This window comes from Clostridium carnis, assembly GCF_054657435.1.
The window spans coordinates 1,082,501-1,107,500 of sequence record NZ_BAAHYS010000001.1 but is presented as its reverse complement, the minus strand read 5'-3'; the positions used below and the strand labels follow the sequence as shown (position 1 = coordinate 1,107,500).

Sequence of the window (25,000 nt, the reverse complement as noted above, 5' to 3'; positions counted from 1 at the left end):
GAAGAGAAAGAAAAATCGATTTTCTTAGTAGCGGCGAGCGAAAGGGAAAGAGCCCAAACCAGAGATTTATCTCTGGGGTTGCGGACAGAACATTAAATAAGCAAATTTGTAACCGAAGATAACTGGAAAGTTAAGCCGTAGAGTGTAATAGCCACGTAGGTAAAACGAAGAAGCTTAGAGTTCTGATCCAGAGTACCACGAGACACGTGAAACCTTGTGGGAAGCAGGGAGGACCACCTCCCAAGGCTAAATACTACCTGATGACCGATAGTGAAGCAGTACCGTGAGGGAAAGGTGAAAAGAACCCCGGGAGGGGAGTGAAATAGAACCTGAAACCGTGTGCCTACAACCGGTCAAAGCCCCATATGAGGGTGATGACGTGCTTTTTGTAGAACGAGCCAACGAGTTACGGTATGTAGCAAGGTTAAGTACTTAAGGTACGGAGCCGAAGGGAAACCGAGTCTTAATAGGGCGACTAGTTGCATGCCGTAGACCCGAAACCGGGTGACCTATCCATGGCCAGGTTGAAGCGGGGGTAAAACCCCGTGGAGGACCGAACCACGTTGCTGTTGAAAAAGCATGGGATGAGCTGTGGATAGCGGAGAAATTCCAATCGAACTCGGAGATAGCTGGTTCTCCTCGAAATAGCTTTAGGGCTAGCGTCGGATATGAGTAATGGAGGTAGAGCACTGAATGGGCTAGGGGGCATATCGCTTACCGAACCTTATCAAACTCCGAATGCCATATACTATGAGTCCGGCAGTCAGACTACGAATGATAAGATCCGTGGTCAAAAGGGAAAAAGCCCAGATCGTCAGCTAAGGTCCCAAAGTGTAAGTTAAGTGGAAAAGGATGTGGGATTTCTAAGACAACTAGGATGTTGGCTTAGAAGCAGCCACTCATTGAAAGAGTGCGTAATAGCTCACTAGTCGAGAGATCCTGCGCCGAAAATGTCCGGGGCTCAAACTTACCACCGAAGCTACGGGCTGAAGTTTACTTCAGCGGTAGAGGAGCGTCGTAATCGGGCTGAAGTCGTACCGTAAGGAGCGGTGGACTGATTACGAGTGAGAATGTTGGCATTAGTAGCGAGATGTAAGTGAGAATCTTACAGGCCGAAAACCTAAGGTTTCCTGGGGAAGGCTCGTCCGCCCAGGGTTAGTCGGGACCTAAGCCGAGGCCGAAAGGCGTAGGTGATGGACAATCGGTTGATATTCCGATACCACTATTATCGTTATTATCGATGGTGTGACGGAGAAGGATAGGATGTGCTAGCGATTGGAAATGCTAGTCTAAGCGTTTAGGAAGTTAAGGTAGGCAAATCCGCTTTAACAATTCTGAGGCGTGATGGGGAAGGTCCAAGTGACCGAAGTATCTGATTCCATGCTTCCAAGAAAAGCATCTAGAGAGAGAAATAGTGCCCGTACCGCAAACCGACACAGGTAGGTGAGGAGAGAATCCTAAGGCCATCGGAAGAATTGCAGTTAAGGAACTAGGCAAATTGACCCCGTAAGTTCGCGAGAAGGGGTGCCTACGAGAGTAGGCCGCAGAGAATAGGCCCAAGCAACTGTTTAGCAAAAACACAGGTCTCTGCTAAAGCGTAAGCTGATGTATAGGGGCTGACGCCTGCCCGGTGCTGGAAGGTTAAGGGGAACACTTAGCGCAAGCGAAGGTGTGAACTTAAGCCCCAGTAAACGGCGGCCGTAACTATAACGGTCCTAAGGTAGCGAAATTCCTTGTCAGGTAAGTTCTGACCCGCACGAATGGCGTAATGACTTGGGCACTGTCTCAACTGCAAATCCGGCGAAGTTGTAGTGCGAGTGAAGATGCTCGCTACCCGCGATTGGACGGAAAGACCCCGTAGAGCTTTACTGTAGCTTAGCATTGAATTCCGATATTGTCTGTACAGGATAGGTGGGAGACTGAGAAACTAGGGCGTCAGCCTTGGTGGAGTCAACCTTGGGATACCACCCTGACAGTATTGGGGTTCTAACCGGACGCCATGAATCTGGTGACGGGACATTGTTAGGTGGGCAGTTTGACTGGGGCGGTCGCCTCCTAAAAAGTAACGGAGGCGCCCAAAGGTTCCCTCAGAACGGTCGGAAATCGTTCGAAGAGTGCAAAGGCAGAAGGGAGCCTGACTGCGACACCTACAAGTGGAGCAGGGACGAAAGTCGGGCTTAGTGATCCGGTGGTACCTCGTGGGAGGGCCATCGCTCAACGGATAAAAGCTACCTCGGGGATAACAGGCTGATCTCCCCCAAGAGTCCACATCGACGGGGAGGTTTGGCACCTCGATGTCGGCTCGTCGCATCCTGGGGCTGTAGTAGGTCCCAAGGGTTGGGCTGTTCGCCCATTAAAGCGGCACGCGAGCTGGGTTCAGAACGTCGTGAGACAGTTCGGTCCCTATCCGTCGCGGGCGTAGGAAATTTGAGAGGAGCTGTCCTTAGTACGAGAGGACCGGGATGGACTGACCTCTGGTGCACCAGTTGTTCTGCCAAGAGCATAGCTGGGTAGCTAAGTCGGGAAGGGATAAACGCTGAAAGCATCTAAGCGTGAAGCCCCCCTCAAGATGAGATTTCCCATAGCATAAGCTAGTAAGACCCCTTGAAGAACACAAGGTTGATAGGTCAGAGGTGTAAGTGTGGCAACATATTTAGCTGACTGATACTAATAGGTCGAGGGCTTGACCAATAAAAAAGAAGAAAACTCAGTATAGCTGAGTAAATTCGAGAAATAAAATCAAAGAATTTTGGCTCTCATTCATGTGCAATTTTCAGAGAACAAACTCTGAAAATTAAAAAGAAGAAACTAAATCAAAGATTTAGAATCTCAATCCATCTAGTGATGATGGCGTAGAGGAAACACTCCTTTCCATTCCGAACAGGACAGTTAAGCTCTACAGCGTCGATGGTACTGCACGGGTGACTGTGTGGGAGAGTAGAACGTCGCTAGGTTAGTAAAAAAGAGTCTTTTAAGACTCTTTTTTTTGCATAAAGATAAAATTAAACGTATCCTTAATAAATATTTTCTTTGAATTATAAAATAAAAAAATAATTTCTCTTATTGTGCTAAGGATAGTTTTTTATATCTAAAATTTAATATGGTATATTTACTATAGTAGCTCATTCTAATTAAGTAAGTTTAAAAGTTATAAACAATATAAAAGTATAATGTTTATAAGGTGTTAATAAGTAATAACAAATTGTTGATAAAATCTATATTATATTTGTAAAATTTCTCTTTAAAATCTAATTTACATTAAAGGACCATCTCTAAATTATTATTTTTAGAGGTGGTCCTTATATATTTTTTTAGTAGAATTTAATATGAGGTTTAATTTTTTGCTAATATATAGAGAAAGAGATAGTAAGATTCTTAATTAATTTAATAAATTAAAGAAAATATATTTTATATATTAAATTTTATTATTTCTGAATATTAAAATTAAGTTAGAAAACAAAACCATGTGTATCAGCATAAGAAATAAAAAGAAAAATGTTGAAAACAATAGTAAATTGAAAATAAATAGTATATATAAGTAAAATATATAAAATATAAAGTTATATTAATGATATTATTAATTTCGTTCCCAAGAGGAACAAGAGAATTACTTCTAAAACAAGAGTTAACAACTTCAAAAAAACTTTGAAAAAAATGTTGACAGGGAAATGAAGAAGTGGTAAGATAAGAAAGTCGCTTGAGGGCGACGAAGAGAAAATGGTCTTTGAAAATTGAACAGAATAAAAGTTAAGTATAACCAGCAATTCTTTTGAAAGTCTTAAAATTAAGACTCAAAGTAATTTGAGCAAGCAGATTAAACTTTTTAGTGAGAGTTTGATCCTGGCTCAGGACGAACGCTGGCGGCGTGCCTAACACATGCAAGTCGAGCGAGGGGAGTTTCTTCGGAAACAAACCTAGCGGCGGACGGGTGAGTAACACGTGGGCAACCTGCCTTGTAGAGGGGAATAGCCTTCCGAAAGGAAGATTAATACCGCATAATATTGCAGCTTCGCATGAAGCAGTAATTAAAGGAGCAATCCGCTACAAGATGGGCCCGCGGCGCATTAGCTAGTTGGTGAGGTAACGGCTCACCAAGGCGACGATGCGTAGCCGACCTGAGAGGGTGATCGGCCACATTGGGACTGAGACACGGCCCAGACTCCTACGGGAGGCAGCAGTGGGGAATATTGCACAATGGGGGAAACCCTGATGCAGCAACGCCGCGTGAGTGATGAAGGTTTTCGGATCGTAAAGCTCTGTCTTCGGGGACGATAATGACGGTACCCGAGGAGGAAGCCACGGCTAACTACGTGCCAGCAGCCGCGGTAATACGTAGGTGGCGAGCGTTGTCCGGATTTACTGGGCGTAAAGGGAGCGTAGGCGGACTTTTAAGTGAGATGTGAAATACCCGGGCTCAACCTGGGTGCTGCATTTCAAACTGGAAGTCTAGAGTGCAGGAGAGGAGAGTGGAATTCCTAGTGTAGCGGTGAAATGCGTAGAGATTAGGAAGAACACCAGTGGCGAAGGCGACTCTCTGGACTGTAACTGACGCTGAGGCTCGAAAGCGTGGGGAGCAAACAGGATTAGATACCCTGGTAGTCCACGCCGTAAACGATGAATACTAGGTGTAGGGGTTGTCATGACCTCTGTGCCGCCGCTAACGCATTAAGTATTCCGCCTGGGGAGTACGGTCGCAAGATTAAAACTCAAAGGAATTGACGGGGGCCCGCACAAGCAGCGGAGCATGTGGTTTAATTCGAAGCAACGCGAAGAACCTTACCTAGACTTGACATCTCCTGCATTACTCTTAATCAAGGAAGTCCTTTCGGGGACAGGATGACAGGTGGTGCATGGTTGTCGTCAGCTCGTGTCGTGAGATGTTGGGTTAAGTCCCGCAACGAGCGCAACCCTTATTGTTAGTTGCTACCATTTAGTTGAGCACTCTAGCGAGACTGCCCGGGTTAACCGGGAGGAAGGTGGGGATGACGTCAAATCATCATGCCCCTTATGTCTAGGGCTACACACGTGCTACAATGGCAAGTACAAAGAGATGCAATACCGCGAGGTGGAGCTAAACTATAAAACTTGTCTCAGTTCGGATTGTAGGCTGAAACTCGCCTACATGAAGCTGGAGTTGCTAGTAATCGCGAATCAGCATGTCGCGGTGAATACGTTCCCGGGCCTTGTACACACCGCCCGTCACACCATGAGAGTTGGCAATACCCAAAGTTCGTGAGCTAACCGCAAGGAGGCAGCGACCTAAGGTAGGGTCAGCGATTGGGGTGAAGTCGTAACAAGGTAGCCGTAGGAGAACCTGCGGCTGGATCACCTCCTTTCTATGGAGAAATCTAGTTAACAAGACGTTTAACTAGTATTCAAAAGATATGGTATCTTAACTTCTGTTCAATTTTGAAGGACCAAAATCCTTCAAAAATATAAGATTGTTATGCAATCTTATTGTTCTTTGAAAATTGCACATGAATAAAAAACAACTTAAGTGAGAATCTAAATTTAAATTTAGTTATTCGAACTTACTCCTAAGAACGTATGTGAATAGGAGTTTCATATTAGCATAGCTAATTGAGAAGTGACAACAAGCCAAGAAAAATATTCTTTGTATAAATTACTTAGTAACATAACTATTAATAGTTATAGTGAATTTTATTAGAAACGAGTAGTACGAGGAAATGAGGAGTGAGCCGCACAGCATATTATAATATGTGAGCAGTGAAGCGACGAAATTGACGAAGTAATGCGAAGTTAATAATAAAATGAAGTTAGGTCAAGCTACAAAGGGCGCATGGTGAATGCCTTGGCATCAGGAGCCGATGAAGGACGTGATAAGCTGCGATAAGCTTCGGGTAGGCGCACATAGCCAGTGATCCGGAGATCTCCGAATGAGGAAACTCACATGGGAAACCCCATGTATCCTGTAGTAAATACATAGCTACAGGAAGGTAAACCCAGGGAACTGAAACATCTAAGTACCTGGAGGAAGAGAAAGAAAAATCGATTTTCTTAGTAGCGGCGAGCGAAAGGGAAAGAGCCCAAACCAGAGATTTATCTCTGGGGTTGCGGACAGAACATTAAATAAGCAAATTTGTAACCGAAGATAACTGGAAAGTTAAGCCGTAGAGTGTAATAGCCACGTAGGTAAAACGAAGAAGCTTAGAGTTCTGATCCAGAGTACCACGAGACACGTGAAACCTTGTGGGAAGCAGGGAGGACCACCTCCCAAGGCTAAATACTACCTGATGACCGATAGTGAAGCAGTAGCGTGAGGGAAAGGTGAAAAGAACCCCGGGAGGGGAGTGAAATAGAACCTGAAACCGTGTGCCTACAACCGGTCAAAGCCCCATATGAGGGTGATGACGTGCTTTTTGTAGAACGAGCCAACGAGTTACGGTATGTAGCAAGGTTAAGTACTTAAGGTACGGAGCCGAAGGGAAACCGAGTCTTAATAGGGCGACTAGTTGCATGCCGTAGACCCGAAACCGGGTGACCTATCCATGGCCAGGTTGAAGCGGGGGTAAAACCCCGTGGAGGACCGAACCACGTTGCTGTTGAAAAAGCATGGGATGAGCTGTGGATAGCGGAGAAATTCCAATCGAACTCGGAGATAGCTGGTTCTCCTCGAAATAGCTTTAGGGCTAGCGTCGGATATGAGTAATGGAGGTAGAGCACTGAATGGGCTAGGGGGCATATCGCTTACCGAACCTTATCAAACTCCGAATGCCATATACTATGAGTCCGGCAGTCAGACTACGAATGATAAGATCCGTGGTCAAAAGGGAAAAAGCCCAGATCGTCAGCTAAGGTCCCAAAGTGTAAGTTAAGTGGAAAAGGATGTGGGATTTCTAAGACAACTAGGATGTTGGCTTAGAAGCAGCCACTCATTGAAAGAGTGCGTAATAGCTCACTAGTCGAGAGATCCTGCGCCGAAAATGTCCGGGGCTCAAACTTACCACCGAAGCTACGGGCTGAAGTTTACTTCAGCGGTAGAGGAGCGTCGTAATCGGGCTGAAGTCGTACCGTAAGGAGCGGTGGACTGATTACAAGTGAGAATGTTGGCATTAGTAGCGAGATGTAAGTGAGAATCTTACAGGCCGAAAACCTAAGGTTTCCTGGGGAAGGCTCGTCCGCCCAGGGTTAGTCGGGACCTAAGCCGAGGCCGAAAGGCGTAGGTGATGGACAATCGGTTGATATTCCGATACCACTATTATCGTTATTATCGATGGTGTGACGGAGAAGGATAGGATGTGCTAGCGATTGGAAATGCTAGTCTAAGCGTTTAGGAAGTTAAGGTAGGCAAATCCGCTTTAACAATTCTGAGGCGTGATGGGGAAGGTCCAAGTGACTGAAGTATCTGATTCCATGCTTCCAAGAAAAGCATCTAGAGAGAGAAATAGTGCCCGTACCGCAAACCGACACAGGTAGGTGAGGAGAGAATCCTAAGGCCATCGGAAGAATTGCAGTTAAGGAACTAGGCAAATTGACCCCGTAAGTTCGCGAGAAGGGGTGCCTACGAGAGTAGGCCGCAGAGAATAGGCCCAAGCAACTGTTTAGCAAAAACACAGGTCTCTGCTAAAGCGTAAGCTGATGTATAGGGGCTGACGCCTGCCCGGTGCTGGAAGGTTAAGGGGAACACTTAGCGCAAGCGAAGGTGTGAACTTAAGCCCCAGTAAACGGCGGCCGTAACTATAACGGTCCTAAGGTAGCGAAATTCCTTGTCAGGTAAGTTCTGACCCGCACGAATGGCGTAATGACTTGGGCACTGTCTCAACTGCAAATCCGGCGAAGTTGTAGTGCGAGTGAAGATGCTCGCTACCCGCGATTGGACGGAAAGACCCCGTAGAGCTTTACTGTAGCTTAGCATTGAATTCCGATATTGTCTGTACAGGATAGGTGGGAGACTGAGAAACTAGGGCGTCAGCCTTGGTGGAGTCAACCTTGGGATACCACCCTGACAGTATTGGGGTTCTAACCGGACGCCATGAATCTGGTGACGGGACATTGTTAGGTGGGCAGTTTGACTGGGGCGGTCGCCTCCTAAAAAGTAACGGAGGCGCCCAAAGGTTCCCTCAGAACGGTCGGAAATCGTTCGAAGAGTGCAAAGGCAGAAGGGAGCCTGACTGCGACACCTACAAGTGGAGCAGGGACGAAAGTCGGGCTTAGTGATCCGGTGGTACCTCGTGGGAGGGCCATCGCTCAACGGATAAAAGCTACCTCGGGGATAACAGGCTGATCTCCCCCAAGAGTCCACATCGACGGGGAGGTTTGGCACCTCGATGTCGGCTCGTCGCATCCTGGGGCTGTAGTAGGTCCCAAGGGTTGGGCTGTTCGCCCATTAAAGCGGCACGCGAGCTGGGTTCAGAACGTCGTGAGACAGTTCGGTCCCTATCCGTCGCGGGCGTAGGAAATTTGAGAGGAGCTGTCCTTAGTACGAGAGGACCGGGATGGACTGACCTCTGGTGCACCAGTTGTTCTGCCAAGAGCATAGCTGGGTAGCTAAGTCGGGAAGGGATAAACGCTGAAAGCATCTAAGCGTGAAGCCCCCCTCAAGATGAGATTTCCCATAGCATAAGCTAGTAAGACCCCTTGAAGAACACAAGGTTGATAGGTCAGAGGTGTAAGTGTGGTAACATATTTAGCTGACTGATACTAATAGGTCGAGGGCTTGACCAATAAAAAAGAAGAAAACTCAGCATAGCTGAGTAAATTCGAGAAATAAAATCAAAGAATTTTGGCTCTCATTCATGTGCAATTTTCAGAGAACAAACTCTGAAAAAAGTATTGACAAACATTACTTTAAACAATATAATAGTAATGTAATCTGGTGGTGATGGCGTAGAGGAAACACTCCTTCCCATTCCGAACAGGATAGTTAAGCTCTATAGCGCCGATGGTACTGCACGGGTGACTGTGTGGGAGAGTAGGACGTTGCCAGGTCATTAGGATCTTTAGCTCAGTTGGTTAGAGCAACCGGCTCATAACCGGTAGGTCCGGGGTTCGAGTCCCTGAAGGTCCACCATTTTTGGGGGTATAGCTCAGTTGGGAGAGCCCCTGCCTTGCACGCAGGGGGTCAAGAGTTCGAATCTCTTTACCTCCACCAAAAGAAGTTATGTTAATTCATAGCTTCTTTTTTTTATATAAATTTTCTTATTGTAAGTTTAAAAATACTAGAAAATAAGTATGTAAAAGTATGTATAATATAGATATAAAAATGTCGAAAAAAATTAGAATATTTCTAAAAATTTAATTAGGAATACTTAAGTATATACTATATAATTAATTATATGGAAAGGTTTAAATATAAATACTTTTAATAGTTATTTAAAAATTGAAGAAAAAATTTAAAAGGGGTTATCCTTAGGTTGGGAGTGTTTTGTGTGGGGAAGAAGGATGAATTAGAGGAAAAGATAATAAACTTAAAACTAGAAAAAAGAGAATTAATTTTAGCTGGAAAAAATACTAATAAAATAGATGACCTAATAAAAAAAGTAGAGGAAGAATTGAAAGAGTTTTTAGAAGTTTTTAAGTAGTTAAATATTAATAATAATAAAGAATTTATTAAGATAATAATAACGTTTTTAGGTAGAAATCAATAAAATAGTAAATCCATAATTATAAAAAGTTTTACTTCTTATAATTATGGATTTTATTTTTAAAATATAACATATATTAAAAAAAATAAGCATATTAAATTTGTAAGAGATATTGTTCTCATTATATACCATTGTATAAAGAGGGGAGTTGTAAGAATATGATAAGGACAGTTGTATGTGAAAAGGAAGGGTGTAGTAGCAATAGGTTTTATATTCAAAATAAAGATAATAGATTAGAATTGATATGTAATCAATGTAAAGCTAAATACCAATTGGATATTAGCCAACATGATTTTATAATGTTACCTAATTGTTCAAAGTGTAATAATGAAATATTTAAAGTTTTTAAAGATACAGAAAAGAAATCAGTTTATGCTAAGTGTATTGAGTGTGGAGGAATTCCTGAAAAAGTATATATAGATTCTGATGGAATACAAGTATCATATGAAGGGAAATTACTTAATAGTATAAAGGAAACAATGGAATTAGTGGAACAAAGAATGCATAATTTAGAAGTTAATGTAAAGGACTTGGAACAAGGTCAAGGATTATTAGAACAATCTTTAGCTTATATTAATAGATATTTAGTAAATCAAAATTAGATTGTGTAAATATAGTTATATATAGTGTATAATTATATTTATACTATTAGATAAACTAAGGGAGAAGATAGATGAATAGAAGCAAAAAGATGATATCCTGGAGTATGTTATTAATTTGGATGGGAATTATATTTTTAATGTCTCATCAACCAGGAGAGATTTCAAGTAATCAAAGTGAATTAGTATTAAAGGTATTTGCTTTCTTTGGAATAAATCTAAATAGTTATTTTGGAGAATTAGCAACATTAGTAATTAGAAAAACAGCGCATTTTACTGAGTATCTTATTTTATTTTTATTAGTATATAGAGTATTATGTTTATATATATTAAATTCTAAAGCTAGAATATATGCTATTGCATTTGTATTCTTATATGCTTGCACAGATGAACTTCATCAATATTTTATACCTGGACGTGCTATGGCTTTTAAAGATGTTTTAATAGATACAACAGGAGGTATAATAGGATTTATATTTATAAGTATAATTAATAGGGGAAAAGAAAAACAGGCTATATCAAAATAAGTTTGATATAGCCTGTTTTATTATTTTACTTCTGTTATATATGATGTTACATATCCATACTGTTTGAGAGCTGAAATTATCTTTTGCATTGGTGAGTCATTAGAATAAGTATATATTAAATCAGTATCTGTAAATTTTAAATTTATAAAATCAAGTTCTTTAGTGGGATGATAAAATAAACTCATTAAAGCTCCAGCGTTATAATCAATAGATAAACCTCTTATTATATTTGATGGATCAAGTTCTCTAACATAGCTTAGTGGGGTTGGTAAATAAATATTATTTGTTTTTGTATGTTTAACATTAAAATATTGTATTATACTATATGGTTCATATAAATATTTAAAATATTCTTCAATAATTGCTTTTTGATTTTTAGTTGCCTTATAGTGAGGACTTTCAAAGAAGGCTATAGGAATATTTAATAATGATGCTGTATCTAAAGCTTTTTCTAAGACAATGACTGTTTCATCTTGAGTAGAATTTGCTTTTTTTGAAAGCTCAGTCCCAATTAGGCTAGTTTCATCATTAAACTGATGAGAATATCCATGTAATCCTATTAATCCACCACTATTTATTAAATGATCTAAAAGATTTACAAAAGCAACATTTTGTAAAGAATTATTAGTTAATAAATCGTTATCTATATTATTACTAGGATCTATATATCTAGGAACCCAAGCAATATGGAAACCCATATTATTTTCATAGAATAAATCTCCTAAAATCTTCATTTTTTCTATATTAATAGATTCAGTAAGAGAACCCCCAGCAGAGAAATCTTCTAATCTTATTAATGATAATTTTCCACTAGAAATAGTAGTTGTTTTTTGAACAATTTTAGGAGCATTGACAAGGTTTATAGAATTATTTTCGAAATCGAAATGACTCCGTAAGTTAAATAAATGTTCAATATCAGATAAAGATAAAAAATAAGATGAATTTATCTTTAATAAATTTCCCCTTAATCTGTATATAGTATTATTAGCATATTTAACTTCATTATTCTTTATGCTAAATAATAAAGAATCACCGATATTAATTATATCGTCAACTATATTTTTAGATAATGATAAATTAGAGCATAAGTCATCTAGCGAGATATAATATCTAAGGGATTTTTGATATATTGTAGAATTAAGTTTATTGTTTTTTATTGAAATTGATATATTATCTAATTTTACTATTTCTGAATCTTCGAATTTCAAATTTTTCTTAGTTGTTTTAAGTATAAGTCCATCATCATTATTTATTTTAGGTGGAGATGAAGCAATTAATTTTCCTCCTAAAAGATTTGAAAGACTGAGTAGAAATACCATAGAAACAATAATTACTATTGATAATGAAATTTTCACCAATAGCAACTTTTTTTTTGTCATAAAATCTCCTCCTTTATAAACCTTCTATATAAATATTATATCATAAAATAGATGATAAAAGGCGGGAGAGTCCATTTAGAACTTTGTCAATTATACCTTCATTGTCATATTCCTCAATGGAAAAAACTTTACACTTTTTTAAATCATTAGCAATAATTCTATTAAAGTATTCTGTTATTTTTGAATCATATATAATTGCATTAACTTCATAATTAAGTTCAAAACTTCTTATATCCATATTAGCTGTACCAATATTAGTTACACTTTTATCTATAGTAAGTATTTTTGAGTGTATAAAGCCATCACTGCTATATAAATAAACTTTAGCACCACAACGAACTAATTCTGATAAGTATGTTCTAGAAGCCCGGTTTACTGCAATATGATCAGCTTTTTCAGGAAAAACTATAGTAATATCAATTCCACTAAGAGCAGCTATTCTTAAACTATCAATTAATGCTTCAGTAGGAATAAAGTATGGTGTTATTATTTTAATTTCCTTTTTTGCCATACTAATCATTTTAACCATACTTTGCATTATAGATGGATATTCAGAGTCGGGGCCACTTTTGATAAGTTGCATAAAAGTATTTCCATAATGATTATCCTGTAAAAAGTAATTTGAGATATTATTATTTATTAATATATCTTCATTATTACATTTCTTTATTGACGAGTAATCATCTAGGAATATTGATTGAAGCCCTAAAACAAAATCCCCTTTAACCATTAAGTGACAATCACGCCAATTTCCTAAGTTACCTAGTCCAAGATATTCATCCCCTATGTTAATACCTCCAATAAAGCCTATTGAGCCATCAATAATAACGATTTTTCTATGATTTCTATAGTTTATTTGAGTATTAATACATCTTAATAATGGAGCAAAAATATAAGAATAAAATACAACATCTATTCCAGCTTTCTTTAATTCTGATATGTAGCTTCTTTTTAATTTAAATGATCCAACTCTATCTATAATAAATTTAATATTAACTCCTTCACTGGCCTTTTTAATAAGAATATCTTTTATTTCATTTCCAATAGTATCATTTTTAACTATATAATACTCTAGGTGAATATGATGTTTTGCTTTAAGTAATTCTTCCTTAAGATATTTAAACTTTTCATTACCACCATCTAATATTGTAATTTTATTATTACAAAATATAGGTGAGTAGCTATTTACAGCTAGTAAGTCAATTAGCTGAGTATATTCATTTAAAGATTTATAATCTTTAGATACAATAGGGTAAATTAAGTCTTTTAATTTATTTTGCATTTTTTTATCTAGAGTATTAATTTTCCAATTACGTCCTAAAAAGATATATAATACTAAACCGATTGGAGGAATAAATATTAATATAAGAATCCAAGCTAAAGTTTTTTCAGGGCGCTTTCTTTCTATTAATATAATTGGAAGTATTAATAATAGATTAAATATAATAAGAAATAAAATTATTAGTAAAAATAAATTTATTTTTATCACCTCTTTCGAAATAATTAATTATATTAGTTTATTTTTACCATAAACAAGAATAAATATTAATAAAGTTTAAATAATATGAAATAAAAGTTAAGAAAAATGTAGAAAATTAATAGTTTATTTTAACAAAAAAGAATTAAATTATAATATTTATTGACAAATATATAATAAAAATCAAAAAATATTGATAAAATTTTACTGAAAACTTGAAAATACTTAAAAATCATTATATAATTTTATCTATATTAAAAATAACTTATAAGTTAATAGAAAAAACAACTATTAAAATATAATGAAAAATAAGGGGGATATTAATGAAGTCTAAAGAAAAACAGCCCAATTCAAAAAAAGGTTTTTTGGGAAACATAGAAAGAATAGGGAATAAATTACCTCATCCAGGTACTATTTTTGTAATTTTATGTGCTATCATAATGATTATATCAGCAATATTGGCAAAAATGGGAGTATCAGTTACATATACTGGATTAGATAGATCAACAATGGAGATAAAAGAAATGACATCTTCAGTTGTAAGTTTACTTAATCCAGATGGAATAAGATATATGTTTACTTCAGCAGTGAATAATTTCACAAGTTTTGCACCACTAGGAACAGTATTAGTTGCTTTATTAGGTGTTGGACTTGCAGAAGGTACAGGCCTTATTGGAATATTATTAACAAAGCTAGTAACTAGTACACCAAAAAGATTAATTACAGTAGTAGTAGTTTTTGCAGGTGTTATGTCTAGTATAGCATCAGATGCTGGATATGTTGTTTTAGTGCCATTAGGAGCAATTATATTCTTAAGTTTTGGAAGACATCCATTAGCAGGTTTAGCTGCAGCATTTGCTGGGGTTTCAGGTGGATTTAGTGCAAACCTTTTAACTGGTCCTACTGATGCATTATTATCAGGTATAACATCAGAGGCAGCGAAAATTCATCCATCACAAATGTCAGTAGGAGTTACTGATAACTGGTATTTTATAATTGCATCAATAGTTCTTATAACTATAATTGGTACAATAGTAACTGAAAAAATAGTAGAACCTAAGTTAGGTGAATACAAGGGTGAAGTTAAAGAAAAGTTAACAGAAATATCTTTTGACGAAAAGAGAGGCTTAAAATTTGCAGGAATAGCTTTAATATTATTTATAGTAGCCTTAGTAGTATTATTACTTCCAGGTGGAATTTTAAGAAATCCAGAAACTAATGAAATATTAAAATCACCATTTATGGATTCAATAGTATTTATAATAGCATTAGCTTTCTTTATTCCAGGAGTTGCATATGGAGTTGGAGCTAAAAAAATAAAAAGTGATAAAGATGTAATTTCTTTAATGAGTAAGAGTATGTCAACAATGGGTGGATATATAGTGTTAGTATTCTTTGCAGCCCAATTTGTTCAATATTTTAATTACACTCACTTAGGAACTATAATAGCTGTTAAAGGAGCAGATTTCTTACAAGGAGCAGGTATTACAGGAGTTCCACTAATAATAGGGTTTGTAATAATTACTGCATTTATTAACTTATTTATGGGATCAGCATCAGCTAAATGGGCTATAATGGCACCAGTCTTTGTTCCTATGTTAATGCAAATGCAATATTCACCAGCATTAGTTCAAATGGCATATAGAATTGGAGATTCAACTACTAATATAATATCACCACTTATGAGTTATTTTGCATTAATAGTTGCTTTCGCAGAAAAATATGATAAAGATGCTGGGGCTGGAACATTAATTACAACAATGATTCCATATTCAATAGCATTTTTAATAGGTTGGACATTATTATTAGTTATATGGTTTATGATAGGATTACCACTAGGACCAGGTGCTTATATAATGATGTAATAATTAAATTAAAAATAAAAACTATACTAAAATTTTAATTTTGGTATAGTTTTTTTAGTTAAATAAAAGACATTAGTGTATAATCATTAGAAGAGGGTATAAAGGAATTTGAGAATTTACATATTAAGGAGACGGTTATGAACAGGTTAGATTTTATATTTACAAACTTTGTATTGTGGATATTGAAATTTATAATGCCTATAATAATAGGTGGGGCAATAGTATTTCAATTTATTTCAGGTGGGAAAATAAATTTGGGTTCTATAATACAAGGTGTTTTTTATGCTTTGAGTATAGGAACATTTTATATTCTTATTAAAAATAAAGGGATTAGTAGAAGAAAAATATTTCTATTTTTAATGGGAATTGGGTTTGTTTCTAGAGTATTATGGTTATTAAATGCAAATACTGTACCAGTATCTGATTTTAGAACTATGTATAATGCAGCTGAAGAGATATTAAAAGGGAATTTTTATGCTTTCCAAGGAACTTCTTACATAGCTAGATTTCCTCATTTAACAATTATGGTTTTATACTTTTCTTTAATGATAAAGATATTTAAAGCACCAATAATAGTTATTAAAATAATAAATTTATTATTTGGAATAATATCTATATATTTAATATATAAAATATGTAAAGAGATATTTAAAGATGAAGATTATGCGTTAATAGGTGGATTTATGGCATCCATTTTCCCTGCGATGATAATATATACAGGTGTTTTTGCATCGGAAAATATAGCTATAGCCTTTTATTTGCTAAGTATTTATTTATTTATAAAGTATATTAATTCAAAAAAAGGACTTGGAACTTTAATACTATCAGGATTACTTCTTTCTTTAGGAAATTTATTTAGGATGGTAGGATTTATTGTTTTATTAGCATTTATTATATATATAGTTGTATATTGTAAAAATAAAATAACATATAAAATTAAGATTATAGCAACATTATTAATTTCATTTTTTATTATTTTAATAAGTGTTAGCTTCACTTTAAAAGAAATTGGAGTAACAGAATTTCATTTATGGAGAGGAGCAGAGCCTGCAATAACTAATATACTAAAGGGAACTAATATAGAAAGTATGGGTGCATGGACACAACAGAAGATTCAGCTATTCCAGAAATATGTCAATATGATTATGAAAAGATGGAAAAAATGTCTAAAGAGATAATAGTAGAGAGATTTAAAACTACACATCCATTAAAATTAATATCATTCTATATTGGAAAGATAGGATCACAATGGGGTGGTGGAGATGCATCAGGAATTTATTGGACTGATTTAAGCTTAGATGGAAAAAATATGATTATTAATTTTTCTGATAAAAAATTCAATGTTTTTCAATTGATATATATATCTATTGTTATGTTATCATTTGTTGGATTATTTAATAAAAAAAGATGTTATGAAAAAGATAATATAATAAATTTATTTTATATAATATTGTGTGGATATGGAGTCTCATATTTAATAACAGAAAATCAAGGTAGATATTCATATATAGTAATTTGGTTATTTATAATTTTTGCAGTATCAGGTATAGAAAGGGTTAAGGAATGGAGAAGTTCTTAAAATTTGGATTAGTAGGAATACTAAATACTTTAATAACTATTATAGTATTTAATATACTTAAGACTATAGGAATAAATTTATTTGTAGCAAATAGTATAGGATATATAAGTGGAATGATTAATAGCTACTTATGGAATAACAGATGGGTATTTAAAAGTAATAGCAAAGAAATATCAACTATTATTAAGTTTATAGTGGTAAATATAATAACAATAATAATTAATAACATAATTTTACTATTACTAGTAAGTAACTTAAATATAAATGATACTATATCTCAAATTTTAGCGTTAACAATAACAATGATAATAAATTTTATAGGAAATAAAATATGGACTTTTAATTAGTAAGTTTACAAAGTAGATAGAGTAATGCTCTATCTTTTTTTGTACTTAATTTTATTAGAAAAGCATACAAATAAAATATATAGCATAGTTTTAATATTTATCTAGATTTTAAATGAAAGGTGGGTGAAAACATAACATTAAAAGTAGTGATGTTATGGATAAGTATGAAAGATTACACGATAAAAAATTTAAGAAATGTTGGTTTAATAGGACACGGGACAGCAGGAAAAACATCATTAGTAGAAGCTTTATTATTTAGTACTGGAAATACGGATAGATTAGGAAAGGTAGAAGATGGAACTACTGTAACAGATTTTGATATAGAAGAAAAGAGAAGAGGAATTTCATTATCTGTTTCTATAGCACCTGTAGAGTTAGAAGGTACAAAGATAAATTTAGTTGATATTCCAGGATATTTTGATTTTTCAGGAGAGATGATTCAAGGAATGAGAGCTGTTGATGTTGGAATGATAGTTGTTTGTGGTGTATCAGGCGTTCAAGTTGGAACAGAAAAAGCATGGGATTATTGTAACAAAATAAAGCTACCAAGAAGCTTTTTTATTAATAAGCTAGATAGAGAAAACTCTAGCTATGATAAAACTTTAGAACAGTTAAAAGAAACCTTTGGAATTAGTGTTGTTCCAATACAATATCCCATAGGAAACGAAGAAAACTTTAAAGGTGTAATCAACATTATTTCAAAAAGAGCTAGAATATATAATCCAAAGACTCACCAAATGGATTTAGGGGAAATTCCAGCAGATTTACTAGATAAAATAGATGAATGTAAACAAATGATAATGGAGGCTGTAGCAGAAACGGATGAAGAACTACTAGAAAAGTATTTTAGTGATGGGGAACTAAGCGATGAGGAAATTTATAATGGCCTTGTAAAGGGATGTGCAAGTGGAGAAATTGCGCCAGTAATGTGTGGAAGTGCTACAAAAGTTATTGGTATGAATTGTATTTTAGAGGATATTATAGAATGTTTTCCATCACCTAAACATGCAATTCCTCAAAAAGCTATAAATTCAAAAAATGATGAAGAGGTTTTCATAGACTTTGATGAAGATAAGCCATTTTCAGCTTTAGTATTTAAAACAATAGCAGATCCATTTGTTGGAAAGATATCATTATTTAGAGTAATAACAGGTGAGCTTTCTAATGAAGTAAATGTTGTTAATAGTAATAAAGATAAAATGGAAAAGCTATCTAATGTTTGTTTTATGAAAGGGAAGAACCAAGTACAAACAAAGAAAGTTATAGCAGGAGACATAGCAGCAGTAGCAAAGTTACAATATACAGAAACAGGAGATACTTTATGCGATTATAATACTAGAGTAATTTATGATAAAATGAATTTTCCAGAAGCTACAATATCTATGGCAGTTATGCCTAAGGCTAAAGGAGATGAAGATAAAATATCATCATCATTACAAAAATTATTAGAAGAGGATCCAACATTTACTCTTTCTAGAGATATAGAAAATGCAGAAACTATTATATCAGGACTTGGAGAAACTCATCTAGAAGTTATTGCAAGTAGGTTAAAGAATAAATTTGGTGCAGAAGTAATTTTACAATTACCTAAGATTCCATATAGAGAAACTATAAAAGGTACTTCTGATGTTCAAGGAAAACATAAAAAACAATCAGGAGGACATGGTCAATATGGAGATGTAAAAATAAAATTTGAACCAAGAACAGATGGGAAAAGTGAATTAGAGTTTGTTGATAAAGTAGTTGGCGGTGCTGTACCAAGAAATTTTATTCCAGCAGTAGAAAAAGGTTTAAGAGATTGTATAGAAAAAGGCGTTTTAGCAGGTTATCCTGTTGTAGGATTAAGGGCAATATTATATGATGGATCATATCATCCTGTAGATTCATCAGAAATGGCATTTAAGATAGCAACTTCAATTGCATATAAAAAAGGTCTTGAGATTGCAAAACCTATATTATTAGAGCCTATAATGCATGTGGAGGTATTAATTCCTGATGAATACATGGGAGATATAATAGGAGATATCAACAAAAAGAGAGGAAGAGTATTAGGTATGGAACAAGAAGGAAAACTTCAGAAGGTTATAGCAGAAGCTCCTTTATCAGAAATGTTTAAGTATGCAACAGATTTAAGATCAATTACTCAAGCAAGAGGAAGTTTTACAAGTAAGCTAGAAAGATATGAAGAAGTTCCAGAGTTCGAATCTAAAAAAATAATTGAAGAAATAAGAAAAAATTAATAAATTTTATATGAATAAATAGATAAAATTTGAGAAAAATATAGAATAAGAAATATAAAAAATCATAAGATAAAGGTTATGTTTAAAAGTACAGGAGGTAGACTATGCCAGACTATAAGATGGATATTAAGGGTAGCTTAGGACTTAGTGAATATAGTAACATATTTGATTATATGGGTGTGGTTGATAAAAACGATAATTTTACCATAACTTTAAGTAATGCAGCACAGCAGGAGATAAATATTATAACTTCAATGTTAAAAGATAGTAATTTTTCTATAAAAGAAGAGGGCATAAATCAAATAGGAAATTATTATATTAATGCTAATAAGTATAAGTAATATTTAAGCTACTAGTCATCGATTAGTAGCTTTTCTAGTTTTAACTTAAATTATAATTAACTATGTAAAAGATATGGTAAAATAATATTAAACAAAAATTAGTTAGCAGTAAGGAGGAAAGCATGAAGGCAGAAATAATTTCAATAGGTACAGAAATATTATTGGGAGATATTGTGAATACAAATGCACAATTTTTATCACAGGAATTAGCTTTATTAGGAATAGATGTTTACCATCAGCAAGTAGTAGGAGATAACGAGGAAAGAATATTAGAAGCTTTTGAGAAATCTTATGAAAGATGTGATTTAATAGTAACAACTGGTGGATTAGGGCCAACACAAGATGATTTAACAAAAGAACTAGCAGCAAAATATTTTAATAAAAAGCTTATACTACATGAGCCATCATTAAAAGCATTAGAAAAATATTTAGGTTCAAGCGATAAAAAATCATTAGAAGCAAATAGAAAGCAGGCATATTTCCAAGAGGGGTGTAAGGTATTACCAAATCTAAATGGAACTGCTCCAGGGGCATTAATAAATGAAAATAATAAAATAATGATTATACTACCAGGCCCTCCTAAGGAAGTAATTCCAATGTTTAAAAATTATGTAGTAAATGAGTTGCAAGGAATTACGGGAACAATTATTAAATCAAAAACTGTAAGGCTTATTGGTATTGGAGAAAGTCTTATGTCAGAGATAGTAGATGATTTAATAAATGAAAGTACAAATCCAACAGTTGCTCCTTATGCAAAGGATAAAGATGTAATTTTAAGAATTACAGCTAAAGGAAAAGATGAAGAAGAATGTATTAACTTAATAGATCCTGTTTATAAGGTAATAGAATCAAGATTAGGTGAGTATATTTATGGAGAAGGAGAAATAAGTTTAGAAAATAAGGTTGCAGAAATTTTATGCAAATCAAATTTAACAATAGCTACAGCAGAATCATGTACCGGTGGTATGATAGCATCAACGCTAATATCCTATCCTGGGATATCAGAAGTATTTATGGAAGGGGTCGTTACTTACTCTAATGAAGCTAAGATAAAAAGGTTAGGAGTAAAGAAAGAGACATTAGATAAATTTGGTGCTGTAAGTAAAGAAACTGCTAAAGAAATGGTAGAGGGAATAGCAAAAGAGGCAAATACTAATACAGCTATAGCAACTACAGGAATAGCTGGACCTGGAGGTGGAACAGAAGAAAAGCCTGTAGGATTAGTATATATAGGAGTATATGTAAATGGAAATGTTAAAGTTAAAAAATTTAACTTTAAAGGAAATAGAGAAAATATAAGAAGTAAAGCCACAATGTATGCATTAAATATGTTAAGAAAAGAAATAGAAAAAATATAAAAAAAGGGGATAAAATAATCCCCTTTAAAACTAAATAGTGTTAAAAGGGATTATCTTTGTATATAAATAAAATGGGGGAGAGGCGATTAACTGTGGAAGCTTAGTTGCTTCATTTAAATTATGCCCATGTAAAGAAATTGTTATACGTAAATATACTTATTAAATAAAGAATGGAGAAATTTATTATGAAAAAGGTTTATAGGGCAAATTTATATTTTTTAATAATAATTTTATTAGAAATATTTTTACCATTTATATTATTACCTATTTATAAAGTGATAGGAATAACAGATGTTAGGTTAGTACTTTTAATAAATCACATTACAATATTTTTAGTTCCAGCGGCAATATATATAAAGATAACAAAATCATCTATAAAAGATACATTAAAGCTAAACAAATTACATTTAAAGGATTTATTTTTAATAATACTTTTAGCTATCGTGGTTCAACCTATAATGGCATTTTTCTCAGTTATATCTGCATTTTTCTTCAATAATGAAGTAGGGTCATTTATATCACAAATATCATCTACTCCATATTTAATTTTATTATCATTAGTAGCACTTTTACCTGCAATAACTGAAGAGGTTACAATTAGAGGAATAGTTTTATCAGGATATGAAAATATAAATAAATATATAGCCGCATTAATAACTGGATTGTTCTTTGGAATATTACATTTAGATCCTCAACAATTTTTATATGCAGTTGCATTAGGTTTTATATTTGCTTTAGTTGTTAGAACTACAAATAGTATTTTAGCTGCATCTATTATGCATTTTATAATAAATGGAACTTCAGTGACGTCAGTTAAAATAATAAGTATACTATCAAGTAATAAAAACTTTATTGTTGAAGCAACAGATATGTCATTTAGGTCATTAGCTATAAATGAAAAGATAGCAATTTTAGTTTTATACGGTGGAATTGCATTAGTATTTTCCACATTAGTATTTTTAATAATTAAAAAACTAGAAGATCTAAATACAAAGAGAGGTATTTTAAGAGAAAGTAATATAAGTAGAGGAACTATTAAACAAGAAAATATATTTAACTTACCTTTTATAGGAATAATAATTGTATACTTAACATTTATGATTATTAAAATTTTATAAATAAAAAAACTTGAAACTTTAAAAGCTTCAAGTTTTTTTATTTATAACTATTTTTATTATCTAAAATTAAGGTGATTTAGTAATTTTAGATGATTCACTATAAAGAATAGAGAAATCTTTTTTATTAACCCAACCCCTACTATTTATATTAGTATCAACAGGTAAATTTACATAATACCAAGTTTCTCCATCATATTCAGCGGAATCTAATATTTGAACTTCCATACGTATATCAGTCTTTCTAAGCACAGGAGAGTTCTTAGTTGGAGCTATATATAGTGGAGTAGCATTATTTAGTATTCCTGTTTTAGAAATAGGGTTAGTAAATTTGATATTAAAATTAATTTTAACTCTTTTAGTGTTATTATATTTAGATTTTATAGTATTAGATTGTTTTGATGCTATCATTAGTTGCTTTCTAGCAAGTGCCAGCTTTTTATCATAATAGAAATACATAGCAATTAAAGCTACCAATAAAATTATAAATATTAAATACTTCACCATAAACTCCTAAAAACTACTATATATAAAATATATTAAATTTTATTATAAAAATTACTAATATAAAAAAATACTATATATAATCTAGAAATAATATATTTAAATATTATAGACATATAATTAATATAAGAGATAATATTGGAGGTATTTTATGAATATATATGATTTAACTCCTAAACAGCTAATAATATGGTCATCTATAGTTTCAGTAATTTTATCAGAGAACCTTACCGCCAACCAACAAAATATATTAGGGAATTTCCTATGTGGAGTAGGTCAAAATATATTGACATTTAATGCGGTTATAACTAGCGTTCCAAGTAATACTAATAGTGAGAATAATTAGTCTAAAGTACAATTTAAGTGATATTTAATACTTAATATACATATAAATTACTAAAATTATTTCATAAGAGGTAAGAATGGATATTTATAGTTTGAACGGTGATCAATTAATAGTTGTTGCTGCTGTAATTGCAGCTGAAATAGCAAAAGGGCTTACTCCAGAACAACAGGATATATTAGCATGGTTATTTGAAGCCATTGGAGAAAATTTATCAGTTTATGGAGCTGTAGAATCTTTTAGGTCAAGCAATGATAGTGAAGAGGATGCAGGGATTAGTAAATAGTAAAATATATAAAAATTAACCAAAATGTTTGACATTTTTCTAATTATTAGTTAAAATATATGTTGTTGAGGCTCGATAGCTCAGTCGGTAGAGCAGAGGACTGAAAATCCTCGTGTCCCTGGTTCGATTCCTGGTCGAGCCACCAGAAAACCAACTAACTGTAAGTTAGTTGGTTTTTTATTTTTATAAAAGTTCAAACAAAAGGTTAAAAATAATGTTTTAAAATGTAAACAAATTAATATTAAGAAGTATAAAATAACTCTTTACAAAGCTTGTAAAATTGTTTAATATATAAATAACATTAAATTAATTATACTTTAAGTTTTGCTTAAGAAATAATTAAGAAGTATATATTAAGATATAATTATAGAAAAAATTTGTAAGGGTGGGTAGTATATGTTAGAGAGGTTAACTTTATCAGAAGAGGATTATGATTACTTAGCAAAAGGAATAGCTTTAGGGGTAGGATGTGGTATATTAGTAGGCGGATTTACAGGAAATGTTATATTAACTTTTGCTGCTGGAGGTGTAATTGGAATACTTGGAGCATTTATTTACTCATTTTACAGAAAATCAAAAAATAAGAATTAAATAATATGAAAATTGATTTTTTCAGTTTATAATATAGAAGGAACCATCATTTATTAAAATTAATGATGGTTCCTTATTTTTTACACATTTTCTATTTGCCAATCAATAGGTTTTTCGCCAACAGATTCTAGCAATGAATTTGTTTTAGAAAATGGCTTGCTTCCAAAGAAACCTCTAAAAGCAGATAATGGGCTAGGATGAGGTGAGGTAAGTATAAAGTGTTTTTTATTAGTAATAAGCGAAGCTTTTTTTATAGCAGGAGAACCCCACAATATAAAAACAATAGGGTCATCTTTTGAATTAAGAAGCTCTATTATTTTATTTGTGAAAACTTCCCACCCCATATTTCTATGAGAATTAGCTTCATGAGCTCTAACAGTTAAAACTGTATTTAAAAGAAGAACTCCTTGATCTGCCCATTTTTTTAAATATCCGTTATTTGGTATATAACAACCTAAATCAGAATTGAGTTCTTTATATATATTAACTAATGATGGGGGGATTTTTACATCTTTATTAACAGAAAAGCTAAGTCCATGTGCTTGATTTGGACCGTGGTAAGGATCTTGACCTAATATAACTACTTTTACGTTTTTGTAAGGAGTAAAAGAAAGAGCGTTAAAAATATCATACATATTAGGATAAATGATTTTAGATTTATATTCACTTACAAGAAATGCACGAAGATTTTGATAATATTCTTTTTGAAATTCATTTTCTAATAATTCTTGCCAGTCATTATTTATTATTTTCTTCATAATATCACCTCAATATTTATAATAATTCATATAATAGAATATCACAATTTAAAAAATATATTATAAATAACACAATATATAATAGA

The 25,000-nt window shown here is 33.6% G+C and carries 18 protein-coding genes, 3 tRNA genes and 5 rRNA genes (1 of these 26 only partly in view); 22 read left to right on the top strand and 4 right to left on the bottom strand.

Annotation, left to right across the window (positions count from 1 at the left end):
• From ACYQ1T_RS05100 to ACYQ1T_RS05055, 10 genes are all read left to right on the top strand, one after another.
• Positions 1–2,691, top strand: a 23S ribosomal RNA gene (locus ACYQ1T_RS05100) (it extends 214 nt beyond the left edge of the window).
• Positions 2,692–2,837: 146 nt separating this feature from the next.
• Positions 2,838–2,954 (top strand): 5S ribosomal RNA (gene rrf, locus ACYQ1T_RS05095).
• Between the two features lie 868 nt (positions 2,955–3,822).
• Positions 3,823–5,336: ribosomal RNA gene (locus ACYQ1T_RS05090) — 16S ribosomal RNA — on the top strand.
• Positions 5,337–5,780: 444 nt separating this feature from the next.
• Positions 5,781–8,685, top strand: a 23S ribosomal RNA gene (locus ACYQ1T_RS05085).
• Between the two features lie 147 nt (positions 8,686–8,832).
• A 5S ribosomal RNA gene (rrf, locus tag ACYQ1T_RS05080) occupies positions 8,833–8,949 on the top strand.
• The 16S, 23S and 5S rRNA genes sit together here with 2 tRNA genes alongside, the layout of an rRNA operon.
• A gap of 5 nt (positions 8,950–8,954) precedes the next feature.
• Positions 8,955–9,031, top strand: a tRNA-Ile gene (locus ACYQ1T_RS05075).
• Positions 9,032–9,036: 5 nt separating this feature from the next.
• Positions 9,037–9,112 (top strand) — tRNA-Ala (locus ACYQ1T_RS05070).
• Positions 9,113–9,389: 277 nt separating this feature from the next.
• The gene (locus ACYQ1T_RS05065; RefSeq protein WP_459832536.1) at positions 9,390–9,542 is read left to right on the top strand and encodes a hypothetical protein; all 153 of its coding nucleotides are present in this window, start codon (positions 9,390–9,392) and stop codon (positions 9,540–9,542) included.
• Between the two features lie 221 nt (positions 9,543–9,763).
• A complete protein-coding gene (locus ACYQ1T_RS05060) occupies positions 9,764–10,207 on the top strand; it encodes a hypothetical protein (protein WP_459832534.1) in 444 nt (147 codons plus the stop codon).
• A gap of 71 nt (positions 10,208–10,278) precedes the next feature.
• Complete coding sequence (locus ACYQ1T_RS05055) at positions 10,279–10,731, top strand: VanZ family protein (RefSeq protein WP_459832532.1); 453 nt, start codon at positions 10,279–10,281, stop codon at positions 10,729–10,731.
• Between the two features lie 20 nt (positions 10,732–10,751).
• Here ACYQ1T_RS05055 and ACYQ1T_RS05050 read toward each other — a convergent pair whose 3' ends face one another.
• Positions 10,752–12,110 carry a DUF2334 domain-containing protein gene (locus ACYQ1T_RS05050; protein ID WP_459832530.1) on the bottom strand — a complete coding sequence of 453 codons (1,359 nt, stop codon included), beginning with the start codon at positions 12,108–12,110 and terminating at the stop codon, positions 10,752–10,754.
• A 40-nt stretch (positions 12,111–12,150) separates the two neighbouring features.
• Positions 12,151–13,596 (bottom strand): cardiolipin synthase, encoded by a 1,446-nt coding sequence (gene cls / locus ACYQ1T_RS05045; RefSeq protein ID WP_459836463.1) that lies wholly within the window; start codon positions 13,594–13,596, stop codon positions 12,151–12,153.
• Positions 13,597–13,910: 314 nt separating this feature from the next.
• Between cls and ACYQ1T_RS05040 the strand changes: the two genes are divergently transcribed.
• The 8 genes from ACYQ1T_RS05040 (at position 13,911) to ACYQ1T_RS05005 (ending at position 22,435) form a co-directional block, all read left to right on the top strand.
• Positions 13,911–15,452: an AbgT family transporter gene (locus ACYQ1T_RS05040; RefSeq protein WP_459832528.1), complete on the top strand. Its 1,542-nt coding sequence runs from the start codon at positions 13,911–13,913 to the stop codon at positions 15,450–15,452.
• 137 nt (positions 15,453–15,589) lie between these two features.
• Complete coding sequence (locus ACYQ1T_RS05035; RefSeq protein WP_459832526.1) at positions 15,590–16,630, top strand: glycosyltransferase family 39 protein; 1,041 nt, start codon at positions 15,590–15,592, stop codon at positions 16,628–16,630.
• On the top strand, positions 16,549–17,031 hold the full coding sequence (locus tag ACYQ1T_RS05030; RefSeq protein WP_459832524.1) for a hypothetical protein: 483 nt from the start codon (positions 16,549–16,551) through the stop codon (positions 17,029–17,031). Before ACYQ1T_RS05035 ends, ACYQ1T_RS05030 begins: the two co-directional genes overlap by 82 nt.
• Positions 17,016–17,378: a GtrA family protein gene (locus ACYQ1T_RS05025; protein ID WP_459832522.1), complete on the top strand. Its 363-nt coding sequence runs from the start codon at positions 17,016–17,018 to the stop codon at positions 17,376–17,378. The genes ACYQ1T_RS05030 and ACYQ1T_RS05025 overlap by 16 nt, the downstream gene beginning before the upstream one ends.
• Positions 17,379–17,542: 164 nt before the next feature.
• Positions 17,543–19,618: an elongation factor G gene (gene fusA / locus ACYQ1T_RS05020; protein ID WP_459832520.1), complete on the top strand. Its 2,076-nt coding sequence runs from the start codon at positions 17,543–17,545 to the stop codon at positions 19,616–19,618.
• 104 nt (positions 19,619–19,722) lie between these two features.
• Complete coding sequence (locus tag ACYQ1T_RS05015) at positions 19,723–19,959, top strand: hypothetical protein (RefSeq protein ID WP_459832518.1); 237 nt, start codon at positions 19,723–19,725, stop codon at positions 19,957–19,959.
• Positions 19,960–20,081: 122 nt separating this feature from the next.
• Positions 20,082–21,317, top strand: a complete 1,236-nt coding sequence (locus ACYQ1T_RS05010; protein ID WP_459832516.1) for a competence/damage-inducible protein A — start codon at positions 20,082–20,084, stop codon at positions 21,315–21,317.
• A 185-nt stretch (positions 21,318–21,502) separates the two neighbouring features.
• Entirely contained in the window at positions 21,503–22,435 is a 933-nt protein-coding gene (locus ACYQ1T_RS05005) for a CPBP family intramembrane glutamic endopeptidase (RefSeq protein WP_459832513.1), read from the top strand.
• Positions 22,436–22,501: 66 nt separating this feature from the next.
• On the opposite strand, the gene ACYQ1T_RS05000 is transcribed toward ACYQ1T_RS05005, so the two are convergent.
• A complete protein-coding gene (locus ACYQ1T_RS05000) occupies positions 22,502–22,936 on the bottom strand; it encodes a hypothetical protein (RefSeq protein WP_459832510.1) in 435 nt (144 codons plus the stop codon).
• Between the two features lie 151 nt (positions 22,937–23,087).
• Here ACYQ1T_RS05000 and ACYQ1T_RS04995 point away from each other — a divergent pair, with 151 nt between their 5' ends.
• The 4 genes from ACYQ1T_RS04995 to ACYQ1T_RS04980 all read left to right on the top strand — a co-directional run bounded on the left by ACYQ1T_RS04995 (position 23,088) and on the right by ACYQ1T_RS04980 (position 24,156).
• The gene (locus ACYQ1T_RS04995; RefSeq protein ID WP_459832508.1) at positions 23,088–23,282 is read left to right on the top strand and encodes a hypothetical protein; all 195 of its coding nucleotides are present in this window, start codon (positions 23,088–23,090) and stop codon (positions 23,280–23,282) included.
• A gap of 76 nt (positions 23,283–23,358) precedes the next feature.
• On the top strand, positions 23,359–23,565 hold the full coding sequence (locus ACYQ1T_RS04990; protein ID WP_459832506.1) for a hypothetical protein: 207 nt from the start codon (positions 23,359–23,361) through the stop codon (positions 23,563–23,565).
• A gap of 69 nt (positions 23,566–23,634) precedes the next feature.
• A tRNA-Phe gene (locus tag ACYQ1T_RS04985) sits at positions 23,635–23,710 on the top strand.
• Between the two features lie 251 nt (positions 23,711–23,961).
• Positions 23,962–24,156 (top strand): hypothetical protein, encoded by a 195-nt coding sequence (locus ACYQ1T_RS04980; RefSeq protein WP_459832503.1) that lies wholly within the window; start codon positions 23,962–23,964, stop codon positions 24,154–24,156.
• An 80-nt stretch (positions 24,157–24,236) separates the two neighbouring features.
• Here the strand turns inward: ACYQ1T_RS04980 and ACYQ1T_RS04975 are convergent, their stop codons facing one another.
• The gene (locus ACYQ1T_RS04975) at positions 24,237–24,914 is read right to left on the bottom strand and encodes a uracil-DNA glycosylase (protein WP_459832500.1); all 678 of its coding nucleotides are present in this window, start codon (positions 24,912–24,914) and stop codon (positions 24,237–24,239) included.
• Positions 24,915–25,000 lie beyond the last annotated feature (86 nt).

Bases quoted from the DNA above. Each gene is read 5' to 3' on its own strand.
- ACYQ1T_RS05060 (WP_459832534.1), top strand. From the start codon at position 9,764: ATGATAAGGACAGTTGTATGTGAAAAGGAAGGGTGTAGTAGCAATAGG.
- ACYQ1T_RS05055 (WP_459832532.1), top strand. From the start codon at position 10,279: ATGAATAGAAGCAAAAAGATGATATCCTGGAGTATGTTATTAATTTGG.
- ACYQ1T_RS05050 (WP_459832530.1), bottom strand. From the start codon at position 12,110: ATGACAAAAAAAAAGTTGCTATTGGTGAAAATTTCATTATCAATAGTA.
- ACYQ1T_RS05040 (WP_459832528.1), top strand. From the start codon at position 13,911: ATGAAGTCTAAAGAAAAACAGCCCAATTCAAAAAAAGGTTTTTTGGGA.
- ACYQ1T_RS05035 (WP_459832526.1), top strand. From the start codon at position 15,590: ATGAACAGGTTAGATTTTATATTTACAAACTTTGTATTGTGGATATTG.
- ACYQ1T_RS05030 (WP_459832524.1), top strand. From the start codon at position 16,549: ATGGACACAACAGAAGATTCAGCTATTCCAGAAATATGTCAATATGAT.
- ACYQ1T_RS05025 (WP_459832522.1), top strand. From the start codon at position 17,016: ATGGAGAAGTTCTTAAAATTTGGATTAGTAGGAATACTAAATACTTTA.
- fusA (WP_459832520.1), top strand. From the start codon at position 17,543: ATGAAAGATTACACGATAAAAAATTTAAGAAATGTTGGTTTAATAGGA.
- ACYQ1T_RS05015 (WP_459832518.1), top strand. From the start codon at position 19,723: ATGCCAGACTATAAGATGGATATTAAGGGTAGCTTAGGACTTAGTGAA.
- ACYQ1T_RS05010 (WP_459832516.1), top strand. From the start codon at position 20,082: ATGAAGGCAGAAATAATTTCAATAGGTACAGAAATATTATTGGGAGAT.
- ACYQ1T_RS05005 (WP_459832513.1), top strand. From the start codon at position 21,503: ATGAAAAAGGTTTATAGGGCAAATTTATATTTTTTAATAATAATTTTA.
- ACYQ1T_RS04995 (WP_459832508.1), top strand. From the start codon at position 23,088: ATGAATATATATGATTTAACTCCTAAACAGCTAATAATATGGTCATCT.
- ACYQ1T_RS04990 (WP_459832506.1), top strand. From the start codon at position 23,359: ATGGATATTTATAGTTTGAACGGTGATCAATTAATAGTTGTTGCTGCT.
- ACYQ1T_RS04980 (WP_459832503.1), top strand. From the start codon at position 23,962: ATGTTAGAGAGGTTAACTTTATCAGAAGAGGATTATGATTACTTAGCA.
- ACYQ1T_RS04975 (WP_459832500.1), bottom strand. From the start codon at position 24,914: ATGAAGAAAATAATAAATAATGACTGGCAAGAATTATTAGAAAATGAA.